The sequence below is a fragment of the Azospirillaceae bacterium genome (assembly GCA_028283825.1).
GTDB lineage: Bacteria > Pseudomonadota > Alphaproteobacteria > Azospirillales > Azospirillaceae > Nitrospirillum.
On the sequence record JAPWJW010000005.1, the window covers coordinates 855,141 to 875,357 of the forward strand.

Below are 20,217 nucleotides of genomic sequence, written 5' to 3' on the forward strand. Positions count from 1 at the left end.
GGACCGAAGAGCATGTTTGATCTGAACTGGCACTGGTACCCCCTTATTCTCACAGCAATATATTAGCGGACATCAGGCGCGTGACAGAACTTCGATCGCCGCGCGCTCGCCGCTTTCGAAGGCGGATTCCATGCCGAAGTCCGTCCGGCGGGTGTGCTCGCCGGCGAAATGCATGACCTGCCAGGGGGCGATCATCTCACGGGCGAAGGCGTTGACCTGGCCGGGCGCCAGGCTGAAGCCGCAGCCACGCTGCAAGGGATCGGCCAGCCAGTCCTTGTAGGTGGCGACCTTGAGCAGGCCCTTGGAGGCCGGGCGCAGCCGTTCCATCTCCGCCAGCAGGAAGGCCTGGGCGGCGGGGCCGTCCATGCGCGACACCGCCTGGGCGACGTTGCCCACCATGACGATCATGGCGCGGTGCGCCCCCTCGCCCGTGTGGTTGTCGATGGCCCAGAACATGCCCATGGGTCCGTCGGTGGAGAATGACGGCGGCAGGCCGTCCTCCTTCCAGAAGGGCTTTTCCACCGTCAGATACATGCGCGCCGTGTTGGCGTAGGGCATGTGGTCGATGGCGTCGCGCATCAGGGGGTTGGCCTTGGCCTTGATCGTCACGCCGCGCAGCATGGAGAACGGCAGGGCGGAGATGACGAAGCGGGCCTTATAGCTGCTGCCGTCCGTGCAGGTGACGGTGGCGGCCTTGTCGGTCATCTCGACCCCCGCCACCTTCTTGTTCAGGCGGATGGCATCGCCCAGCTTGGCCGCCATGGCCAACGGCAGGCGCTGGGCGCCGCCCTCGATGTTGGAGATCTGGGCCAGGCCGTTGATCTCATTGCGGTTGTTGCCTTCGCCGAAGGGATGGTCGCGATGGCTTTGCCCTTGGGCGGTGGGGCCGCCGAAGGATTTGTCCAGGGCGGTGCGCGTATCCTCCTGCCACATGCGCAGCAGCGAGGTCTCATCGATGCCGATGCCGGGGGCCGATACGGCGGCCAGCCGGATGGCTTGCTCGCTATAGCCCTTTGATTGCATCAACTGGCGCAGGCTGATGTCGAATTCACTGAACTTGGGGTTCAGCCAGTCGTCCAGTTCCTTCAGCGGGTTGTACTTGGCGGCCACCGCCTGGCCCATCAGCATGGGCGGGATGGCCCGTTCGTCGCCCACGCAACGGTTCAGCGGGTTGGCGCCCCAGGTCTTGGGATCGATCCAGCTGTCCATGAAGTGCGCGCCGAAGGTCAGCAGGTCGCGGTCTTCCGGGATCAGCTTAAGCCCCAGGGTGTGGCAGGCGTTGATGACGCGGGCGTAGCTGCGCCCCACCTGGCTGGCGCCGACATCGATCGGCCCTTCGGCCGTCCGCACCGTCTTGACGCGGCCGCCCACCTGGTCGGCGGCGTCCAGCACCAGGACGCGCAGGCCGTTGTCCGTCAGGGTCTGGGCCGCGTTCAGGCCGGAAAGGCCGGCACCCAGGATGATGACGTCCACCGTCGGGGTGGCGGCGAAACTTGATTTCGGCAGGGCGGCCACAGCCGCCGTCGCCGCGACGAATGTCCGTCGCGTGAGCATGAAGTCCCCCGTTCTCTTATAATGCGCGTGGTCTTTGATCGTGAACGATCAAAGACCCCCTCAATCGCCGGGCGCCGGTATCCACCGGCTTGGCTTCCTCGTTGCGCCCTGCGGTGCTCACTCCGGGGCCGGCCGTCGCCGGCCTCCAGCGGCACGAAACAAATTTCCGTGCCGCTGGCATAATGCCCCTCACTGCCAATGGCGGCCCCCCACCGGCCGCCATTCGCCCAAAAGAAAACGCCCGGGCCGATTTCTCGGGCCCGGGCGGGACTGGCACTAGAAGCGATAGCTGCCGCGGATGCCCCAGGTGCGCAGTTCGCGCAGCTGGACGATGACCGCGGAAGCTGGTCGAGAGATGGGCGAACGTCGGGTCGATGACGTAGCCGTCCACCGCGCTGTAGTAGGACTTGTCGTTGAACAGGTTGGTCGCGAAACCTTCGATGGAATAGCTGTCGGTCTTCACGCCGATATGCAGGTTGACCTGGTTGGTGGCCGGCGTGCGCACCAGGTTGGCCACGTCGGAATACGCACCCGACTTGTAGGTGAAGTCCACCCGGCTGAAGCCCTCGACATCGCCCAGGATGGGCAGGCTGGGCAGCGGCGTGGTGTAGGACAGCGACGCCGTGCCCGACCACTTCGACACGAACGGCGCCTGGTTGCCGGAGAAGTCGGTGATGCCGGTCAGCGCCGTGACCTGCGAGTTCGAGGTCTTTACGATCTTGCTGTCGATGTAGGCGCCGCTCAGGTCCAGTTCCCATTCCTTGGTGAGGACGGCATTGATTTCCGCCTCCAGGCCCTTGATGTGGACCTCACCGGCGTTGGTGGAGGCCAGCACCTGCTGGGCGCCCAGCACCGGATCGACGTAGCTGTAGGCCTGCTGGTTGATCTGGTTGGACCAGTCGGCGTAGTAGGCGGCCAGGTCGTAGCGCAGGCGGTTGCCGAACAGCTTGCCCTTCATGCCGATTTCGTAATTCTTCAGCGTTTCCGGATCGACGGCGACCTTCAGGTTGTTCTTCTCGGCCACGGCCACGGCCGAGGCCGCGGCGGTCAGGAACGAGGTGTTGAAGATGCCGGGGTTCACGCCTTCGGAGTACGAAGTGTAGATCATCGTGGCGTCGTCCACGTTGAACTGGGCGATCACGCGCGGCATGAAGTTATGGTAGTATTTCTCCAGTAACACGGTGCCACCCGGATAGAAACCGGCCGGAATGAAGGCGCTGTTGGTCGCCGTCGTGCCCGCCGGCGCCGCGTAGGCCGCCATGTCATCCACCTGGTAACGGCCGTCGAAGTTCAGCGTGAACCACGGCGTGAAGTCGTAACCGATGCCGTAGAAGGCGCTCCACGTCGTGTCGGAGGTGGCGCCGCTGATCGCCGACTTCAGCGTGGTGGTGCCGCCGCCGCTGCTGGACTGCGACCAGGTGTCCATCCAGCTGAGACCACCCGTCAGGTGCAGGGGGCCGTCTTCATAGGATGCGCGCACTTCCTGCGACCAGTCGTGCGAGCGGCCCTCAACCAGGTAGGGGTAGTTGTAGAAACCTTCGCCGCTGCTGGACTTGATGGACGTGCTGTAGAAATTGTCCAGGTCGGCCAGTTCGCTGCTGAACACGCTATTGTAGGCGCTCAGCGAGGAAAGGGTGATGCCGGTGTCGCCGATGGTCCAATCGGCCGACAAATGGGCGTGGTAGTCACGGGCCACCAGGCCGTAGCCCTGGGTGCCGTCATCGGGGTTGATGACGCGGCCGGAACCGTTGGCCAGGAAGTTCTTGATATAGGCGCTGTTGGTGGTGTTGGCCGACGGGGTCAGGCCGGACAGGCCGGGCGTGACACCGCAGATGAAGCGGTTGCCGGTGGGCAGGGTGCAGTTCGACTGGTTGGCGACCAGGGTCTGGCCGGCGCTGTTGGTGACGCCGTAGGCGCCGATCAGCCCCTGCGCGGGCGGGCCGTCGTCCAGGTCGGTGAACATGCCGAACAGCTTGATCTTCAGATCGTCGTTCGGCTTCAGCACGATGGCCAGCGAGGCGTTCTTGGTGTCCTGGTCGCCCAGGGTCTGGCCAGGCACGCCGGCATTCTCGTAGGAACCGTCCTTGCCGAACTCACGGGCGCTCAGGCGGAAGCCCAGCTTGTCGGGGATGATGGGGCCGGCGATCTCGGCCGAGAAATCCTGGTTGTGGCGCGTGCCCACCATGCCGTCGATGGAACCGCTGTATTCCTCGGTCGGGTCCTTGGTGACGATGTTGATGGCGCCGGCGAAGGTCTGGCGGCCGAAATAGGCCGACTGCGGGCCCTTCAGCACTTCGACGCGCTCAGGATCGGTGATGGTCTGGATGGCGGCCGGGTTGCTGACCGGCGCACCGTCGATGAACAGCGACGCGGTCTGCAACTGCGAGGTCGACGGCGCCATGCCGCGCAGCACGATGGCCTGGAACGACCGGTCGGCGCGGCCGCCGTTGCTGGCCTGGCCCACCACGTTGGCGCCCGGCACGAACTGCGCCAGGTCCTGGGTGGAGGTGATGCCGCGCGCCTCGATATCGCCGCCGGTCAGCGCGGTGATCGCGACCGGGGTCTTCTGCATGTCCTCGTTCTTGCGGCGGGCCGTGACGACGATTTCCTCCAGGCCGTCCTCGGCCGGGGCGGCGGCATCCGCGGCGGGCGCGCTCTGCTGGGCGAAAGCGGTGCCGGCGGCCATCACGCCGGTGAAAAGCGTCAGTGCGGCGGCAAGACAAGTGCCGCTTCGCAGGACCGACGAGAGATTTTTACTGTCCAAAGCCATCATTCCCCCTGTTCGAGAATCGGATGATATTGTTTGTGTTTTTGGTACAGCCGCCCGTTTCCTGAAGCATGACTGCATCAAGATTAACAGATCGATAATTCAGCCTTTCTCCAATAAATGGAGGCCGAAAAATTACTGTTGTTTGGGGAGCGCTCATAAGCTGTCAGAAGAAGGATTAAAATCCATCGAATTCGACGACCTATCCACCTGCTGGACAACCAAGCACTCCTCACTTCTATTTGCAGCCTTGAACCCGCATTTAGACGGATTCCGGGCGTATGCCCAAGGGACGCTCCCTGCCCCCGGGACATGGATGAACCGCGACAGCACGCCCGCGAGGCCCATGGCCCGCAAGGCGCGCGCGTGCGGCGAACTGACAAAAACCTGCAAGACGGCGGATGGGCCGTCCCATCCACACCGAAACCACCGCAATACTGTCGGCATGCGCGGCAAAGCCGGCCGCCCCCAGATCAGCCCCTGTTCAGAGCCCTAGAATTATTTGTCCTTGGCCTTGTCCAGGCGCGCGCTGACACACTGAGCGTCGGCGACACCGGGCGGGCAAGGATTGAGTTTCGGCGCCAGGCTGTCCTCCTTGGGAAGACGCACCGTCATGATACGCACGGGCTCGGACCCAATGGTCCGAGAGGTGTGCCCCCGCCCCGTGATATCCGACGCCAGAACGATATCCCCTTTCCTCAGGATATGTTTCGAGCCGTCACCCAGCCCGACTTCAAGTTCACCGGAAAGGACCACAAGTAGACGTGGCGTCGATACGCCATGCCAGTCAACAAAATCACCGGGAAGGCTATCGCCGATCTCGACATCCGTAGCAAAAAGCCGCGACTGGACACTGTGACCTGGCACGCCGCCCGTCTTCGGCAATGTCGTGATGTCGAGATGCGATTCACCATCATCACCACCCGTCATGCGCAGAATTCTGAACGCATCACCGGTGGGGGATAGGGGGGAGACGGGATCGCTATCCTTTGCATGGGCGGGCATTCCACCCAAGAGTAGACAGAAAATCGCAACGCCGCCCGCAATGCGCCCCATCATTTTCTCCGCTTAATTCGCCCAGGCAAAGGATGTCAGCCTGCATTTTTTTTGGCAATTTCAATAATCTTGTGAGTGATCAGGAATCTTTAGCACCCGGCCGGCACCTCAATCCCCCGCCGCCAGCCGGCGCAGGCGCGGGATCAGATCGCGGCCGAAGACCTCGATATCGCCCAGCAGATCGAAGCCGCGGATGAGGAAACCGGTGATGCCCATGGCGTGATAATCCATGATGGCGTCGGCCACCTGCTCCGCCGTGCCCACCAGGGCCGGCGGCAAGGTCGGGGTGGCGAAATCGATGGACGCCTTGGTGATGCCGGTCCACAGGCGCTTGTCCAGCAGCTCCGGCCCGTCGGCGATGCGCTCCAGCTCACTACGCCCCGCCCCGCCCTTGGTGGTGGCCAGCGCCTTGTCCAGGCGCATGGCGGTACGCACGGCACCGCCGTCACCCTCCAGCGCCCGCTGCTGTTCCAGCGCCACCTCGCCCAGGCGATCCACGATGCGCCGCGCCTCGGCCCAGGCCGCCGCCTCCGTATCGCCCAGGATGACGCGGACGGAGGTTTGCAGGCGCAAGGGTCGGCCGGTCTTGGTCGCGGCATCCTGCACCACCGCCACGTCCCGACGCATGTCGTCCAGCGGCTTCAGGCCGCCGAAGGCGTAGACATCGGCGCATTCCGCCGCCTTTTCGATGGCCAGCGGCGATGCCCCGCCCCAATAGATGGGAATGGACTGGTCCCGCACCGGCCGCAGTTCGGACAAGGCCTTGTTGAAACGGTAATAATCGCCGGCGAAGTCCGCCGGCTTGGTCGCCGACCACATCGCCCGCATCACCCGCACATATTCGGCGCTGCGGTGATAGCGCTGTTCCTTGTTCAGGAAATCGCCGTCGCATTGCAGTTCGACATCGTTGGCGCCGGTGATGACATGCACGCCGGCGCGGCCATCGCTCAGATGATCCAGCGTGGCGAACATGCGGGCCGCCATGGTGGGGGCGATGAAACCCGGCCGGTGCGCGACCATGAACGCCAGCTTGCTGGTCAGGGCCGCGGCGTGGGCCGCGATGGCGAAGGGGTCGGGCGCGAAGGAGTTCTGCAGGATCAGCACGCGGTCGTAACCGTTGGCGTCATAGCGCCGCGCCAGTTCCCCGATCATCGCGCGGTCGAACAAGGGACCGGTGGGCGGGCTGATCTCCGACCCGTTGCGGTGAACCAGGACGCCCAGGATTTCGATGCTCATGCCATCCCCCATTCCACATGTGACGCAACGCCAAGCCCCAGGCTCGCCGCCCGTTTGGCGAACCGTTAAGACACCGGGTCCTGGCCGTTGGAATGGGGATCCCTGCCAGCTCACCACACAGTGGATAATTCAAATAATTTGTTCCTGCTGAAGAATAACTTGATCAACCATGCCCCCAAACGCGCTTTTGACGCGCCGGACCAAGGGGTGCCCCCGCATGAACATCAGCAAGCTTGAAAGGCTGATCGCCGTCTTCGAGGCCGGCAGCTTCCGCAAGGCATCCCAGGGCCTGGGCATGTCGCAGCCGGCATTGACGTGGAGCATCAAGCAGCTGGAGGACAGCCTGAACACCCGGCTGTTCGAACGCGGCCCCCGCGGCATCCGCCCCACGCCGATGTGCGAACGCCTGATGGTGCGGGCCAAGCTGATCGTGTCCGAACACCACCGCCTGGTGACGGAGATCGCGGCCGGCAACCGGGCGCAGGTGATCGAGGTGGGGGTGCACCCCATCATGCTGAACGGCGATTTCGCGCGCTGTGCGGCCCGCTTCAGCCAGCAGGAAAAGGACGTCACCCTCAAGATCAAGGAAGGCTACAGCTCACAACTGTTGGAAAGCCTGCAACGGGGGGAGATCGACTTCGCCTATTGCGCCTTCACCGAAAAGGCGCTGGCCAAGGAAGGCTTCGATTTCGAGCCGGTGGCCACCCAGGAATATTCCATCGTCGCCGCCCCCACCCACCCGATCTTCGAGGAACTGTCAGCCAAGAAACCGATCGGCGACCATGTCTGGGCGCGGGTGGACGTGCCCAACCTGGTGGCCGCCGACCGCAACGCCAGCGAGATCGACGAGTTGCTGGCGCGTTTCGGCTACACCAGCGCCACGCAGACGGTCTTCTCCTCCTCCATGGGCCTGCTGAAGCTGCTGGTCCAGGAAGGCGGCCTGCTGGCCATGATCGCGGACGAGTTCGTGGCGGAGGAAGTAGCCGCGCGCACCCTGAGGCGGGTGCCGGGATCACAGATCAGCGCCTCTTCCGTCGGCTTGGTGACGCTGACCGGCAGCTATGAGACCGTGACCACACGGCGCTTCAAATCGCTGCTGCGCCAATCCCACCGCCGCACGTCCCAGCTGGCCAAGCGGGCGTGAGCGGCCAGTTACAGAAAACCTCTATCGCTGTAATAGAATTCGGTACTTCTTCCGACCCGTTCATCTGCCCATAGTTTTCCCCAATGAATTTGCGGCGCGGTCGCCGCCACAGGGAAAGGCCCCCGGCCGACATCGGGTGGGGGACGGGCGTGATGGGGATTTGGCTGTTTTGGGCGGGGCGCCGATGTCGGCGCCGTTTCCGGAACACGATGCCGTGCATCCTGCCCACCTGGCTGGCCCGCCGCCTGTGAGCCATCCAAATCCCGTGGAGCAGCCTGATGAACAAGCACCCGCTCAACCCCATCACCACCCAGCATGTGGAGGATTACCGCCGCGACGGCGTGGTCTGCCTGCGCCAGATGTTCGATGCCGAGTGGATCGACACCCTGCGCCAGGCGGCGGCCGCGGTGGTGAAGGATCCCCAGGCCTTCGGCATGACCGGGCCGTCGCACGGCTCCATGACCTCGGTCGCCTATCTGTGGCGCAAGTCCGGCGCCTTCCGGAACTTCGTGATGAATTCCCCGGCGGGTGAGGTCATCGGCCGCGTCATCGGCGCCGACACCATCCAGATCTTCCACGACCACCTGTTCCACAAGCCTGCCGGCTCCCCCCAGATCATGCAGTGGCACGCCGACCATCTTTGGCCCTTCACCGGCACCATGATCCCGAACCTGTGGGTCGCCCTGTCGCCGGTCACGGCCGAGAACGGCCGCATCGAGTTCGTGGCGGGTTATCATCACCACTGCATCGACACCGGATCGCGCTTCGGGCCGGCCGGCGACGGCACCTTCCGCTTCCCCAATTTTGAGCAGGAGCGGGGCAACCCCGACTTTCCCTTCCGCTTCGTCACCTGGGATCTGGAACCGGGCGACGCCGTGCTGTTCCACGTCGATATCCCGCACTTCTCCAAGGGCAATGACAGCGTGGACCTGGACCGCACCGGCCTGGCCGTGCGCGTCATCGGCGACGATGCCTATTGGTGCCCGCGCGAGGGCCTGACCAACGTCCCCGGCGTGGACCTGCTGAGCCAGCCGGAAGGCGTGCACCCGCCGGCCAGCGACCAGCTGCCGGTGATCTGGCGCCGCCCGGCCGACGAGCCCCGCGCCTTCCAGCCGCGCGCTTGAGGATGGATGCCCCCATGGACGAGATCGGCTTCAGCAAAAGAGACATCCTGGCCAAGGCGGCGCTGCTGATGGCCGGCGTCGGGGCCGCCACGGCCCTGCCCCTGGGCGCGCAGGCGGCGGAGGCACCGCCGGCCGATCCGCACCGCAACGGCGTGCCGCTGGATTTCCCCGGCACCGGGCCCATCCCCTGGATCCAGCGCGTCTTCCACCTGTACACCGGCCCCGACGGCCTGACCCGGGCGGAGCAGCTGCCGGTGGAGGCGCCCCAGGGCGCGCAGATCGCCCAGTTGCTGCGCCGCACGGCGGAGCGGGTCAGCATCGGTGGCACGGCCGGTGGGGCGGGGTTCGACTTCCACGTCGCCAACCAACCCACCCTGCTGATCCCGCTGTTCGGCACCATGATCATCGAACTGCACAATGGCACGCGCTACGAACTGCGCCACGGCGACCTGGCCTATGCCGAGGATTGCAGCGGCAAGGGCCACATCTCCCGCTCCGGCCCCGACGGGTCGCTGATGGTATCGGTGCAGTTGCCCAAGGCCGGCTGTCCGGCCACGGGCAGTTCGGATATTTCCAAGATTTGGCGGGACTAGGCGCCGCCTCGGTCTTCATAGTTCCTTCCAATAAAACGAACATCCGGCAGGGGTAGATACATGAAAATGCGGGCGCTGATCGGCTGGGGCATCGGCTCATTCACCTCGGCCTCGCTGGTGGGGGCGGTGGGCCTGCTGCACCTGCGCTTCATGACCGACAGCCTCGGCATCGCCATGGGCCTGGCCGGCATGCTGGTGGTGGTGTCCAAGGTGTACGACGCCGCCATCGACCCGGTCATGGGGGTGATCAGCAGCCGCACGCATACCCGCTTCGGCCGCTACCGCCCCTTCCTGCTGGCGGGTGGCCTGCTGTCCGCCCTGTCCCTGGTGCTGCTGTTCAATGTGCCGCAGGCGCTGCACGGCACGGGCATGATCGTCTTCATGGGCTTCAGCCTGCTGCTGTTCTCCACCGCCTACACCATGTTCCGCATCCCCTACCTGGCCATCGGGCGGTCCATCACCCAGGACTTCCACGAACGGTCGCGCCTGATGACGTTCAGCGTCTACGGATCATCCCTGGGTGGCCTGGCGGCGACCTCGGCCGCCCCCTTCCTGCTGGCCCACATCGGCAGCAACCGTGAGGGCCACGGCCTGGTGGCCATCATCCTGGCCGCCCTGATCGCGCTGGGCGGTACCGTCAGTTTCCTGCTGATCACCGAGAATGAGGGCGCGACGGCGGAGCGGCACAGCCTGTCCTTCCGCGACGCCTGGGCCGCCATCCGCGCCAACCAGCCCTTCCAGTGCCTGATGGGCTTCAAGGTCACCATGTTCGCAGCCCTGGCCCTGCACATCTCCGCCATACCTTATTATACCCGCCACGTCCTGAAGGCGTCGGATGTCAGCCTGGGCAGCTATTTCCTGACCCAGACCCTGGCGATGATGGCGTCGCAGCTGATCTGGGTGCGGGTGGCCCGGCGCTTCGGGCGGCGCAACGGCCTGATGGCGGCGGCCCTGATGCAGGCGGCGGTCATGGCCTGCTGGTTCCTGGTGCCGGTGGCCCAGCCGCAGCCCTGGATCCAGATCATCGGCGCCCTGGGCGGCATTTCCAGCGGCGGCATCTTCCTGGGCCTCTATACCGTGCTGAGCGACACCATGGACCACAGCCGCCGGCTGTCGGGCAACCAGGGCCGCGACGGCATCCTGGCCGGCGTGTTCGTCATGACGGAAAAGGCCACCGCCGCCTTCGGCACTTTCGTTTTCAGCGCCATCCTCAGCATCGTCGGTTTCACCTCCGCCAAGGATGCCGGCACCGACATGCAGCCCGCCGGTGTCGTGGCCGGCATCAGCCTGGCGCTGTGGGCCCTGCCCGCATTGGCCGCCGCCGCCGCCTGCCTGTTCCTGCGCGCCTACCGGCTGGCATCCGCCGATGCGCCGCAGGCCAGGGGCACGGGTTCGGCGCATGTGGCCCTGGCGCCGGCCGCCCTGCCTGCAAAGAAAATCTAATCAGCCCCAAAACTATTCAGCACCCGCCGGACCGGCCTTTCCCCTCGTCCATGACATTGTTCTGCTATATCGTTGCCCCAGAAAATCATAAATGGACAGGGTTAGGCCATACCACTGGCAGTGGAAGTAATTCCATACCGCTCCGTTTCAAGTCGAAATCCGTTTTCGACTTGGGGACGGATAAGGCTGTCGTTTGGCGCGTGCCCTTTGAACAGGAGCGGGCAATATCTTGGTCGAGACGACAGTGCGCGACGGCGCAGCGCCCCCCATCACGGCATCCATCCCGACCCTGGCCCGGCCCATCGGTCCGGCGGTGGCCTGGTTCACCGTCTTCACGCTGTGCGTGGCGCAGATCATCTCCACCATCGACCGCGGCATGCTGGCCCTGGTGATCGACCCCGTGCGCGCCGACCTGAAGATCACCGAGATCGACATCGCGCTGTTGCAGGGTTTCGCCTTTTCCATCTTCTACGTCACGGTCGGGCTGCCGCTGGGGGCGGTCGCCGACATGGTCAGCCGCCGCCGGCTGCTGGTGGGCGGTATCCTGGTGTGGAGTGCCGCCACCATCGGCGGCGGCCTGGCGCAGGATTTCGGCGGCATGTTCACCTCACGCCTGTTCATCGGCGTGGGCGAGGCGGTGCTGGGCCCCTGCGCCGTCACCATGATCAGCGACCTGTTCCCGGTGCACGGCCGCGGCCGCCCCATGGCAGTCTACGTCTTCGGCACCATGATCGCCTACGGCATCGGCTCGCTGGTCAGCGGCTATATCCTGCAAGTCGCCCCCCAGGGGGCGTTCGACGGCCTGCCCTATATCGGCACCCTGGCGCCCTGGCGCATCGCCTTCGTCCTGGTGGGCGCCTTCGGTTTCGTCATCGCCGCCGTGCTGGGCCTGCTGCGCGAACCGGCACGGCAGCAGCGCGCGGCCTCGGCAGAGACGACCGGATTCCGCGCCGGCCTGACCCATTTCTGGGCGGCGCGGGCGGTGTTCCTGCCGCTGTACGGCGCGCTCGCCTTCTTCGCCATGGGCGGTGCGGCCGCCACCGGCTGGGGTGCCGTGCTGCTGACCCGCGCCTACGGCTATAATCTGGGGGCGGCCGGCAAGGGTCTGGGCTCCGCCTACATCGCCTGGGCCGCCATCGGCGCCATCATCGCCAGCGTGCTGGTCGACCGCGTCGCCCGCCGGGCGGGGGCGGTGGGTAAGGTGCGGCTGGCCGCCGGCCTGGCCCTGCTGTGCATCCCCTCGGTGGTCGCGGTCGCCGCCCCCAACGGCACCATCGCCACCATCCTGCTGGCGGAGGTGATGTTCGCCAGCGCCCTCTACGGCACCACCATGCTGTCGGTGATATCGGAGGTGGCGCCCCTGCGGGTGCGCGGCCTGGCGGTGGCGCTGTACGCCTTCGTCATGACCATGATCGGCGGCTCCATCGGCCCCATCGCCGTGGCCTATCTGACCGAACACGTCTTCAAGTCGCCGGCCGCCGTCGGCTCCTCCATGGCCATTGTCGGCATCGCCGCCCTGTTGCTGTCGGCAACACTGGCCTGGGTTGCCTCGCGCCATGTGGCCAAGGTGGTCCAGGCCACCGCCTGAGGCCATCGGCCATTGCGTGGACGCCCGGGCATCGCCGCCTGGGCGTTCGTGCCCCCTTCCCTGACCATCACCCCGGAACCGATCACGGTTCCGATCGATCGCGGCTGGCCCCAGGCCAGCCCGCCTCTGGAGACATGCCCCGATGACCGCCCCCATGACCAGCGTCAAACGCGCCTATGCCGACAGCCGCCACGGCCAGCTTCACTATCGCGTCGTCCAGCCGACGGACCCGGTCGCGGGCCTGCCGCCGCTGCTGTGCCTGCACCAGACGCCCAGCCACAGCGGCGACTGGCTACCCGTGATGCCGGACCTGGGTGCCAGGCGCGTGGTGGTGGCGGCGGACACCCCCGGCTACGGCATGAGCGACCCGCCCCCCGCCCCCACCACCATCGAGGATCTGGCGGACATCATGGGCACTCTGATGACCGACCTGGCGGCCGACGGCGTGGTGCCAGCGGGCCCGTTCGACGTGATGGGTTTCCACACCGGATCCCTGGTCGCCACCCAGCTGGCGCGGTCCCTGCCCGACCGGGTGCGCCGGGCGGTGGTGTTCGGCCTGGCGGCTTACCCGGCCGACATCCGTGCTGAAAAGCTGGCGAACCTGGCCACGGTGTTTCCGCTGCCCGACGGCACGCTGAACCACGTGGAAAAGCTGTGGAGCATCATCAGCCAGTTGAGCGACCCGCGCCGCGACGCGGAACAGCGGCACGTCGCCATGGCGGAATGCCTGCGGCTGGGCAGCCGCATGACCTGGGGCTACCAGTCCGTCTATCGCTTCGATTTCCTGGGCGCCATGACGGCGGTGAAACAGCCGGTGCTGGTCATGAACCCCGAGGATGATTTGTGGACCGTCACGCATCAAACGTCCCACACCTATCCCAACGGCCGGCGCTTCGACATACCGGGCGTCAAGCACGGGGTGCTGGAACTGGAGAAGGCCCTGGTGCTGGCGGAGATCGAGGCCTTCCTGGCGCCTTGACCGGATCCTTGATCTGGCCGCGCGGCCGATCCCCCTAGCGCGAAGCGCGGCCGATCCAGTGCCGGATCATGGACTTCAGCTGCCGCGCGACCTTGGACTCATACCGGTCCTTGAGGGTGATGAAGCCGAAGGAGGGTGCGGGGATTTCCGACCCCGGCAAGGCCCGCATGGTACCGGCCTTCAGCTCATGCGCCACCACCTCGCGCGCCACCATGCCGATCATCTGGCCGTGCAGGATCAGGTGCTTCACGAAGGCGATGGAGGATGACTTGATGGCCTTGCTGTCGTCGGTATGGCCGAACTTGCGCATCACCCGCATGACGTCCTCGTTCCGGTCGATCATGTCGGGACGGTCATAGGCGTGGACCTGGGCCCAGGTGTACTGACCGAAGGGGGCGCCCTCGGCGATCTGCCTGAAGATGGGATGATCGGCGGCGGCGACCACCGCGTATTCCTGGGTGATCAGGGAATCGAAGATGAAGTCCTGGTGCTCATACCCCTCGGGGAAGCCGCAGACGGCGAAGTCCAGGTCGCCGGTGGTCAGCAGGGCCAGGATCTGCGAGGTGTAACCCTCACGCACCCATAGGTCGATGGCGGGATAGCGTTCGACGAATCCCGCCATCACCCGGGCCAGCGCCTCATTCATCATGATGGGGTGGACACCGACCGCCAGGCTGGGGACGCGGTTGATTTCCGAGATGTCGTTGATGATGCGCTGTTCCTCGTTCAGCATCAGCTTGGCGCGCTGAACCAGGGTTTCGCAAATCTCCGTCGGGCGCACGCCGGTGGGCCCACGCTCGAACAACGAGGTGTTCAGTTCCTCCTCCAGCTGCTTGATGCTGGAGGTCAGGGCCGGCTGGGTGACGCCGATGATCTGGGAGGCCTTGCGCAGGCTGCCCGTTTCATAGACCGCGATCATCCGTTTCAGCTGGACGAGATTCATACCCTGTATCGCTCACGAGGTTCCGCCGAGGCGACTGGAGCATACAGGCACGCACCCCGATAGCTATGCGCTTGCGTTCGGTTTGCCCGACTGTTGGAAAGTCATGTTCCCTCAGACGCCGGGCGGGCCCATCCGGGCCCTTGGGCTATCCTCGCCTTTCAGTCCGCTACGCTTCCCGAAAGGCTCCGGCGGACGCCGTCGCGTCGCGTCCTACAGCGGCATTAGAGCAAGATGCGATCACGCGTGATCGCATCTTGCCCTTAAGCTGTTCATGATAGAGCGGATTTACACGATCAGGTGATTCCACCTGATCGCGTTCCGCTCTAATGCCGCTGCGTTAACCCACACCCCACAAGACCTCGGGCACGAAGATACGACCCTGGGAATAGATGCCGTGATCGGCCCCCGGCTCGGCCAGGAAATACGGGCCGTCCAGGTCGACCACGTCGCACAGTTGGGCCAGCACGAAAGCGGGGGCCGTCGCCAGGATGGAACCCGCCATGTTGCCCACCATGACGCCCAGACCCAGGCGCCGGGCCTCCGCCGCCATGGCCAACGCCTCGGTCAGACCGCCGCACTTGTCCAGCTTGATGTTCACGACGTTGAAGCGGCGGTGGTGGGCCGCCAGTTCCTTCAGGTCCAGGATGCTTTCGTCGGCGGCCAGGGGGATGGGGCTGTTCCAGCCGTCCAGCAAATGCTCCGCCCCCCGGCGGATGGGCTGCTCCAGCAGGGAAACGCGCTGGTCCACCAGCAAGGCCGCCAGCGGGTCCAGGTCAGCCGCACCGAAACCCTGGTTGGCATCGACCGACAGCCAGACGTCCGGCCGGGCCCGGCGCACGGCGCGCACCCGCTCCGCATCCGCCGCCAGGTCGCCTTCAAGCTTGAGTTTGATGGCGGTGGCGTCGGTGAAGGCCGCCAGGCGGCGCAGGATCTCCGCCGGGTCGTCGGCCGGCAGGGTGAAGGTGGTGACCAGGGATTTGGGTGCCGCCACGCCGGCCAGTTGCCACACCGGCCGGCCGCTGACCCGGGACTCCAGTTCCCACAGGGCGCAGTCCAGGGCGTTGCGGGCGCCGCCGGGCGGCAACAGGCCTTGCAAGTCCCGGCGGTCGATCCCGGCCTCCAACGCCGGGCGCACCCGCTCGATCTCCTGCTCCATATGGGCGGGATCGTCGCTCAGGTAATAGACGCCGGCGGCCTCCCCCCGGCCCTCATGGCGGCCGTCGCCGACGGTGACGATGACGGCGGGCATGGCCTCCAGCAGGTATCCGGAAATGCGGAAGGGTTCGCGCATGCGCATGGCGTCGCGACGATGGGTAATGGACAGGCTCACCGGCTGACACTCCGCGCGGTTCTTGAGGCATACAGGAAAAGCAGGATGGCGGCACCGGCCACCGGGGCGATGACCAGGGTCAGCGACCGGCCGATGGCCAGCGGGTCGGCGAACACATGGTCGGTGACATAACCGGTCAGGGTGGCGCCGCCGCCCAGGCCCAGCATGATGTTGCCGAAGGCGACGAAGGACACGCTGAGGCCCCGCGCCCGGTTGGGCACGATCTCCTGGATGGCGGTGATGCCGATGGTGCCGGCGGCACTGGAGAACAGGGTCCACAGGGTGACGGCCGCCAGCACCTGGTTGGCGGTGCCAGCCAGGGCCACCAGGGCGAAGGGAAAGGCCAGGGCGGCACAGATGGCGGCCACCTGGATGCGGCCCGACGGCCCCCGGCGCTTCACCACCACATCGCTGATCAGGCCGCCGGCCACGGTGGCGATGACGCCGGCCACGACGATCAGCGTGCCCAGCATCAGGCCGATGGCGTCCGGCGCCATGGCGTAACGGCGGCTGAGCAGGGCCGGCGCCCAGCTCATCATGGCGAAGTCGCCCACCGACATGAAGGCGCAGCAGGCGATCAGGGGCAGCAGCACGGCGCGGATGGTGGCCAGCTGGGCCAGGATGTCGCGCAGGGAAATGGCCTCCGCCACAGCACCAGCGACAGGTTCGCTGCGCCGTGCCGGTTCCCGGATGGGCAGCAGCGACAGCAGCAGGGGCAGGCCGCACAGGCCCAGCAGCACCAGCACCGCCCGCCAGGCGGCCAGGCCGTCCAGCAGGGGCACGCCATTGAAGCCGCCGGCGGCGGCCAGGCCCAGCACGGCGCCGCCGATGGCAATGGCGACACCGCCGCCCACCGTCATGCCCATGATGAAGACGCCGGTGGCCAGGCCCCGCCGTTCGGCCGGGAACATGTCGGCGATCATGGACATGGCGGCGGGGGCCAAGGCCGCCTCGCCCACGCCCACCACCAGCCGGCCGGCGAACAGCACCCAGAAGGACGGGGCGTAGCCGCACAGCAGGGTGCCCACGCTCCACAGCGCCACGCCGGCGCTGATGACGGCGCGGCGCGGCAGCACGTCGGCCAGGCGGCCCAGGGGCAGCCCGGCAACGGAATAGATCAGGGCGAAGGCCACGCCCTGCAGCACGCCGACCTGTGTGTCGCTGATGCCCAGGTCGGCCCGGATGGGGTCGACCAGCAGGCTCAGGATCTGCCGGTCCGTGTAGGACAGGACGGCGGCGACGCAGAACAACCCCACCGCCGACCACGCCGCCAAGGGCCGGGGCCAGGGTTGGGCATCCTGCATTTCGATGGCGATGTCGGGGGATTGGTTTTGCATGATGGGGCCAGCATCACACAGGTCGATGGGTGTTTCAATAAGTGAAACACGTTTCGAAAAAGAACCGGATCAGGCGCCCTCATCCTCCGGCGGGGGCGACAGTTTCCAGGCCTTGGCGGCCGTCTGGGCCAGGCGCTGGATGCCGGGGCCGGCGCAGACCGACAGCACCCGGCACGTCTCCTCGCTCACCCGGACATAGACATGGCTCATGCCGCTGTCGAAATAGACGGAGTCGCCGGTCTCCAGCCGCAAAGGCGCGTAAAGGTCGGTGTGCAGTTCCATGGCGCCGGACAGGACGTACAGGTACTCCTCCCCCGAATGGCGGACCATGCCGCCCATCTCCGCCACGCTGCGGGCGCGCACCTCGATGATGATGGGCACCATCAGCTTACCCAGCAGATCCGCCGCCGGGTACTGGTGGGCATGCACGTCCGAGGTGGCGCCGGAAGACCGGCCGGCGCGCGACACGCTGCGGCGCCCCAGGGCCGCCGGCGCCTCCGTTTCCGGCGGCCCGGCCAGCAAGGCGGCGATGTCCACGCCCAGGCCCTGCGCCAGGCGCAGCAGCTTGTCGTAGGTCATCTCCATCTTGCCGTTCTCAAGCTTGGACAGGGTTGAGAACGGCATGCCGATGCGGGCCGCCAGCGCGCGCAGGGTCAAGCCCTGCTTGATGCGCACCGCTTTCAGCGCCGCCGCCGGATGACCGGGGGCCGGATGGGCCCGATCCGGGGCGGGGTTGGCCATGCCATTCTCCATGTTTCCCATGACCCGTGTTTCACAGGCCCTGCTCTGTTTCCAAAATGCATCAGGTGCCGCCTGAAAACCAGCCTCATGGCGTTGTGAATGACCCATTACAGAAACACTGTTGCCAAATCTGAAACGCATGCCATCATGCCCCCACAATCGATCAGGGAGATCGGGTAATGAATAGGGGAACCTGGGCCTTATGGACGGGTGCGGCGGCACTCGCCCTGAGCACGGCGGCATGGGCGCAGCCGGCGGCCGGCACGGACGCGCCGTCGGGCGCCGACGCGCTGGAGGAAATCGTCGTCACGGCGCAAAAGCGGACGGAACGGCTGATCGACGTGCCGCAATCGGTGTCGGCGCTGTCGTCCGAGGCTTTGCAGCAAAGCCATGCAGACCGGCTGGACGATTATTTCACCCGGGTGCCCAGCGCCGCCCTGGTGGAAACCCAGGCGGGCCAGGCCCGGCTGATCCTGCGCGGCATCAACACCGGCGGTGTCGCCGCCACGGTGGCGACATATGTGGATGAGACGCCCTACGGCTCCGCCACCTCGCTGGCCAACGGCGCCATCCTGGCGCCCGACCTGGATCCGGTGGATCTGGAACGGGTGGAAATCCTGCGCGGCCCTCAGGGCACGCTGTACGGCGCCAATTCCCTGGGCGGCGTGGTCAAGTACGTGACCGCCGCCCCCAGCACCGACGCCGTCCACGCCTCGGCGGAGACGAGTTTCGAGGATGTGGACCATGGCGACACCGGCTGGTCCAGCCGCGCCTCCGTCAACGTCCCCGTCACGGACAATCTGGCGGTGCGGGCCAGCGGTTTCTACCGCCGTGATCCGGGCTATATCGATGATGCCCAACGGGGCAGCCAGAACGTCAATGACGACCGCACCTATGGCGGCCGTGTCTCCGTCCTGTTCCGCCCGACGGAGGCGTTGACCCTGCGGGCCAGTGTGGTCATGCAGAACCTGGACAGCGACGGCACCAACCAGATCGACGTCGATCCCCTGACCCTGAAGCCGGTGGCGGGTCCCTACGCCCAGGCCCAGGTGATCAACCAGCCCAACGACATGCGTTACCGCATCTACAACCTGACCGGCACCTATGATTTCGAAGACATGCAGCTGCTGTCCTCCACCAGTTTCGGCAGCCTGACGCAGGAACAGGTGGCGGACGCCACCGGGCTGTACGGCCCGCTGCTGACCTCCGCCTTCGGCACGGATTTGGGGGCCGCCGAAGACCAGCGCCTGGAACAGCGCCGCTTCACGGAGGAGGTGCGCCTGGCCTCCACCGACGGCAAATGGCTGGACTGGACGGTGGGCGGCTTCTTCACCCGGGAAACGGACAGCCTGGTCCAAGGCATAGACGGCGTTGACTATGCCAGCGGCGCGCGGCTGGCCGACTATGCCGGCTTGGCCACCGTCAGCCTCGACTCCCGCTATCGGGAATATGCCGGCTTCGCCAACGGCACCATCCATTTCACCCCGCAACTGGCCCTGACCTTCGGCGGGCGCTACAGCCACAATGAACAGCAGGCGGCGGAGCTCAGCGGCGGGCCGCTGGCCGGCGACGCCAGCTACACCGCCCGGTCGTCCGACGACGTGTTCACCTATTCCGTGGCCCCCAGCTACAAGATCACCGATGACCTCATGGTCTACGCCCGGGTGGCGCGGGGCTATCGGCCGGGCGGCCCCAACGTCCTGCCCCCCACCACACCCGACGCCGTGCCCCACACCTTCGCCGCCGACACCACCACCAATTACGAGGTGGGCGTGAAATCGGAACTGTGGGACCGCAAGCTGTCGCTGGAATTCACCGGCTTCTATATCGACTGGAGCGACATCCAGCTGCTGACCACGGTCGATGGGTTCGGCGTGAACACCAACGGCGGCAGCGCGCGCAGCCAGGGTTTCGAGGCCTCGGTCACCGTCAGGCCGCTGACGGGGCTGACGATCTCGGCCAACGGCGCCATCGTGGACGCAGCACTGACCGCCGACACCTCCGCCCTCACCGGCGGGCACAACGGCGACCTGCTGCCCTACACCGCCCGCTTCTCCTCCACCATCGCGGTGGAATACGAACATCCCCTGAACGGGACGGTGGACGGATTCGGCGGCATCAGCTGGCGGTACACCGGTGACCGCCGGTCCGCCTTCGACACCGACTACGGCCAGCGCAACCTGCCGGCCTTCAGCCAGCTGGACGCGCATGCCGGCATCACCTTCGGCGCCTATCGCGTGGAGGTGTTCGGTCGCAACCTGACCGACAGCCGGGGCATCATGGATTTGGGCGCCGCGGGGTCGGCCCAGAATGGCGCGGTTGCGGCCGCCATCATTCGCCCGCGTTCCTTCGGCGCCACCATCGGCGTCCGCTTTTGAGGTC

At 66.3% G+C, this 20,217-nt stretch carries 15 protein-coding genes; 7 read left to right on the plus strand and 8 right to left on the minus strand.

Annotated elements, in window-relative coordinates:
* Positions 1–72: 72 nt before the first annotated feature.
* The 4 genes from PW843_30245 to PW843_30260 all read right to left on the minus strand — a co-directional run bounded on the left by PW843_30245 (position 73) and on the right by PW843_30260 (position 6,613).
* Positions 73–1,554, minus strand: a complete 1,482-nt coding sequence (locus tag PW843_30245; GenBank protein ID MDE1150852.1) for an NAD(P)/FAD-dependent oxidoreductase — start codon at positions 1,552–1,554, stop codon at positions 73–75.
* A 16-nt stretch (positions 1,555–1,570) separates the two neighbouring features.
* Complete coding sequence (locus PW843_30250) at positions 1,571–4,318, minus strand: TonB-dependent receptor (protein MDE1150853.1); 2,748 nt, start codon at positions 4,316–4,318, stop codon at positions 1,571–1,573.
* Positions 4,319–4,819: 501 nt separating this feature from the next.
* Positions 4,820–5,380, minus strand: coding sequence for a hypothetical protein (locus PW843_30255; GenBank protein MDE1150854.1), 561 nt, complete (start codon positions 5,378–5,380; stop codon positions 4,820–4,822).
* A gap of 105 nt (positions 5,381–5,485) precedes the next feature.
* Entirely contained in the window at positions 5,486–6,613 is a 1,128-nt protein-coding gene (locus tag PW843_30260) for an LLM class flavin-dependent oxidoreductase (protein ID MDE1150855.1), read from the minus strand.
* 217 nt (positions 6,614–6,830) lie between these two features.
* Here PW843_30260 and PW843_30265 point away from each other — a divergent pair, with 217 nt between their 5' ends.
* From PW843_30265 to PW843_30290, 6 genes are all read left to right on the plus strand, one after another.
* Positions 6,831–7,757 (plus strand): LysR family transcriptional regulator, encoded by a 927-nt coding sequence (locus tag PW843_30265; GenBank protein ID MDE1150856.1) that lies wholly within the window; start codon positions 6,831–6,833, stop codon positions 7,755–7,757.
* Positions 7,758–8,035: 278 nt separating this feature from the next.
* Positions 8,036–8,881 carry a phytanoyl-CoA dioxygenase family protein gene (locus PW843_30270; protein MDE1150857.1) on the plus strand — a complete coding sequence of 282 codons (846 nt, stop codon included), beginning with the start codon at positions 8,036–8,038 and terminating at the stop codon, positions 8,879–8,881.
* A gap of 14 nt (positions 8,882–8,895) precedes the next feature.
* On the plus strand, positions 8,896–9,474 hold the full coding sequence (locus PW843_30275; GenBank protein MDE1150858.1) for a hypothetical protein: 579 nt from the start codon (positions 8,896–8,898) through the stop codon (positions 9,472–9,474).
* Between the two features lie 60 nt (positions 9,475–9,534).
* Positions 9,535–10,917 (plus strand): MFS transporter, encoded by a 1,383-nt coding sequence (locus tag PW843_30280; GenBank protein MDE1150859.1) that lies wholly within the window; start codon positions 9,535–9,537, stop codon positions 10,915–10,917.
* A gap of 229 nt (positions 10,918–11,146) precedes the next feature.
* On the plus strand, positions 11,147–12,505 hold the full coding sequence (locus PW843_30285) for an MFS transporter (protein MDE1150860.1): 1,359 nt from the start codon (positions 11,147–11,149) through the stop codon (positions 12,503–12,505).
* Positions 12,506–12,647: 142 nt separating this feature from the next.
* Positions 12,648–13,484 carry an alpha/beta hydrolase gene (locus PW843_30290; GenBank protein MDE1150861.1) on the plus strand — a complete coding sequence of 279 codons (837 nt, stop codon included), beginning with the start codon at positions 12,648–12,650 and terminating at the stop codon, positions 13,482–13,484.
* A gap of 34 nt (positions 13,485–13,518) precedes the next feature.
* Here the strand turns inward: PW843_30290 and PW843_30295 are convergent, their stop codons facing one another.
* From PW843_30295 to PW843_30310, 4 genes are all read right to left on the minus strand, one after another.
* Positions 13,519–14,427 (minus strand): LysR family transcriptional regulator, encoded by a 909-nt coding sequence (locus tag PW843_30295; protein MDE1150862.1) that lies wholly within the window; start codon positions 14,425–14,427, stop codon positions 13,519–13,521.
* Positions 14,428–14,764: 337 nt separating this feature from the next.
* Positions 14,765–15,757, minus strand: coding sequence for a dipeptide epimerase (locus tag PW843_30300; GenBank protein MDE1150863.1), 993 nt, complete (start codon positions 15,755–15,757; stop codon positions 14,765–14,767).
* Positions 15,754–17,094 carry an MFS transporter gene (locus PW843_30305; GenBank protein MDE1150864.1) on the minus strand — a complete coding sequence of 447 codons (1,341 nt, stop codon included), beginning with the start codon at positions 17,092–17,094 and terminating at the stop codon, positions 15,754–15,756. The genes PW843_30300 and PW843_30305 overlap by 4 nt, the downstream gene beginning before the upstream one ends.
* Before the next feature lie 69 nt (positions 17,095–17,163).
* Positions 17,164–17,835, minus strand: coding sequence for an XRE family transcriptional regulator (locus tag PW843_30310; GenBank protein ID MDE1150865.1), 672 nt, complete (start codon positions 17,833–17,835; stop codon positions 17,164–17,166).
* 179 nt (positions 17,836–18,014) lie between these two features.
* Between PW843_30310 and PW843_30315 the strand changes: the two genes are divergently transcribed.
* The gene (locus PW843_30315; GenBank protein MDE1150866.1) at positions 18,015–20,213 is read left to right on the plus strand and encodes a TonB-dependent receptor; all 2,199 of its coding nucleotides are present in this window, start codon (positions 18,015–18,017) and stop codon (positions 20,211–20,213) included.
* The last annotated feature ends 4 nt before the right edge of the window (positions 20,214–20,217 follow it).

What these genes read in the sequence shown, in the direction of transcription:
- PW843_30310 (MDE1150865.1), bottom strand. Translation starts at nt 17,835, where the DNA reads ATGGCCAACCCCGCCCCGGATCGGGCCCATCCGGCCCCCGGTCATCCG.
- PW843_30305 (MDE1150864.1), bottom strand. Translation starts at nt 17,094, where the DNA reads ATGCAAAACCAATCCCCCGACATCGCCATCGAAATGCAGGATGCCCAA.
- PW843_30315 (MDE1150866.1), top strand. Translation starts at nt 18,015, where the DNA reads ATGAATAGGGGAACCTGGGCCTTATGGACGGGTGCGGCGGCACTCGCC.
- PW843_30255 (MDE1150854.1), bottom strand. Translation starts at nt 5,380, where the DNA reads ATGATGGGGCGCATTGCGGGCGGCGTTGCGATTTTCTGTCTACTCTTG.
- PW843_30280 (MDE1150859.1), top strand. Translation starts at nt 9,535, where the DNA reads ATGAAAATGCGGGCGCTGATCGGCTGGGGCATCGGCTCATTCACCTCG.
- PW843_30270 (MDE1150857.1), top strand. Translation starts at nt 8,036, where the DNA reads ATGAACAAGCACCCGCTCAACCCCATCACCACCCAGCATGTGGAGGAT.
- PW843_30290 (MDE1150861.1), top strand. Translation starts at nt 12,648, where the DNA reads ATGACCGCCCCCATGACCAGCGTCAAACGCGCCTATGCCGACAGCCGC.
- PW843_30265 (MDE1150856.1), top strand. Translation starts at nt 6,831, where the DNA reads ATGAACATCAGCAAGCTTGAAAGGCTGATCGCCGTCTTCGAGGCCGGC.
- PW843_30275 (MDE1150858.1), top strand. Translation starts at nt 8,896, where the DNA reads ATGGACGAGATCGGCTTCAGCAAAAGAGACATCCTGGCCAAGGCGGCG.
- PW843_30295 (MDE1150862.1), bottom strand. Translation starts at nt 14,427, where the DNA reads ATGAATCTCGTCCAGCTGAAACGGATGATCGCGGTCTATGAAACGGGC.
- PW843_30260 (MDE1150855.1), bottom strand. Translation starts at nt 6,613, where the DNA reads ATGAGCATCGAAATCCTGGGCGTCCTGGTTCACCGCAACGGGTCGGAG.
- PW843_30245 (MDE1150852.1), bottom strand. Translation starts at nt 1,554, where the DNA reads ATGCTCACGCGACGGACATTCGTCGCGGCGACGGCGGCTGTGGCCGCC.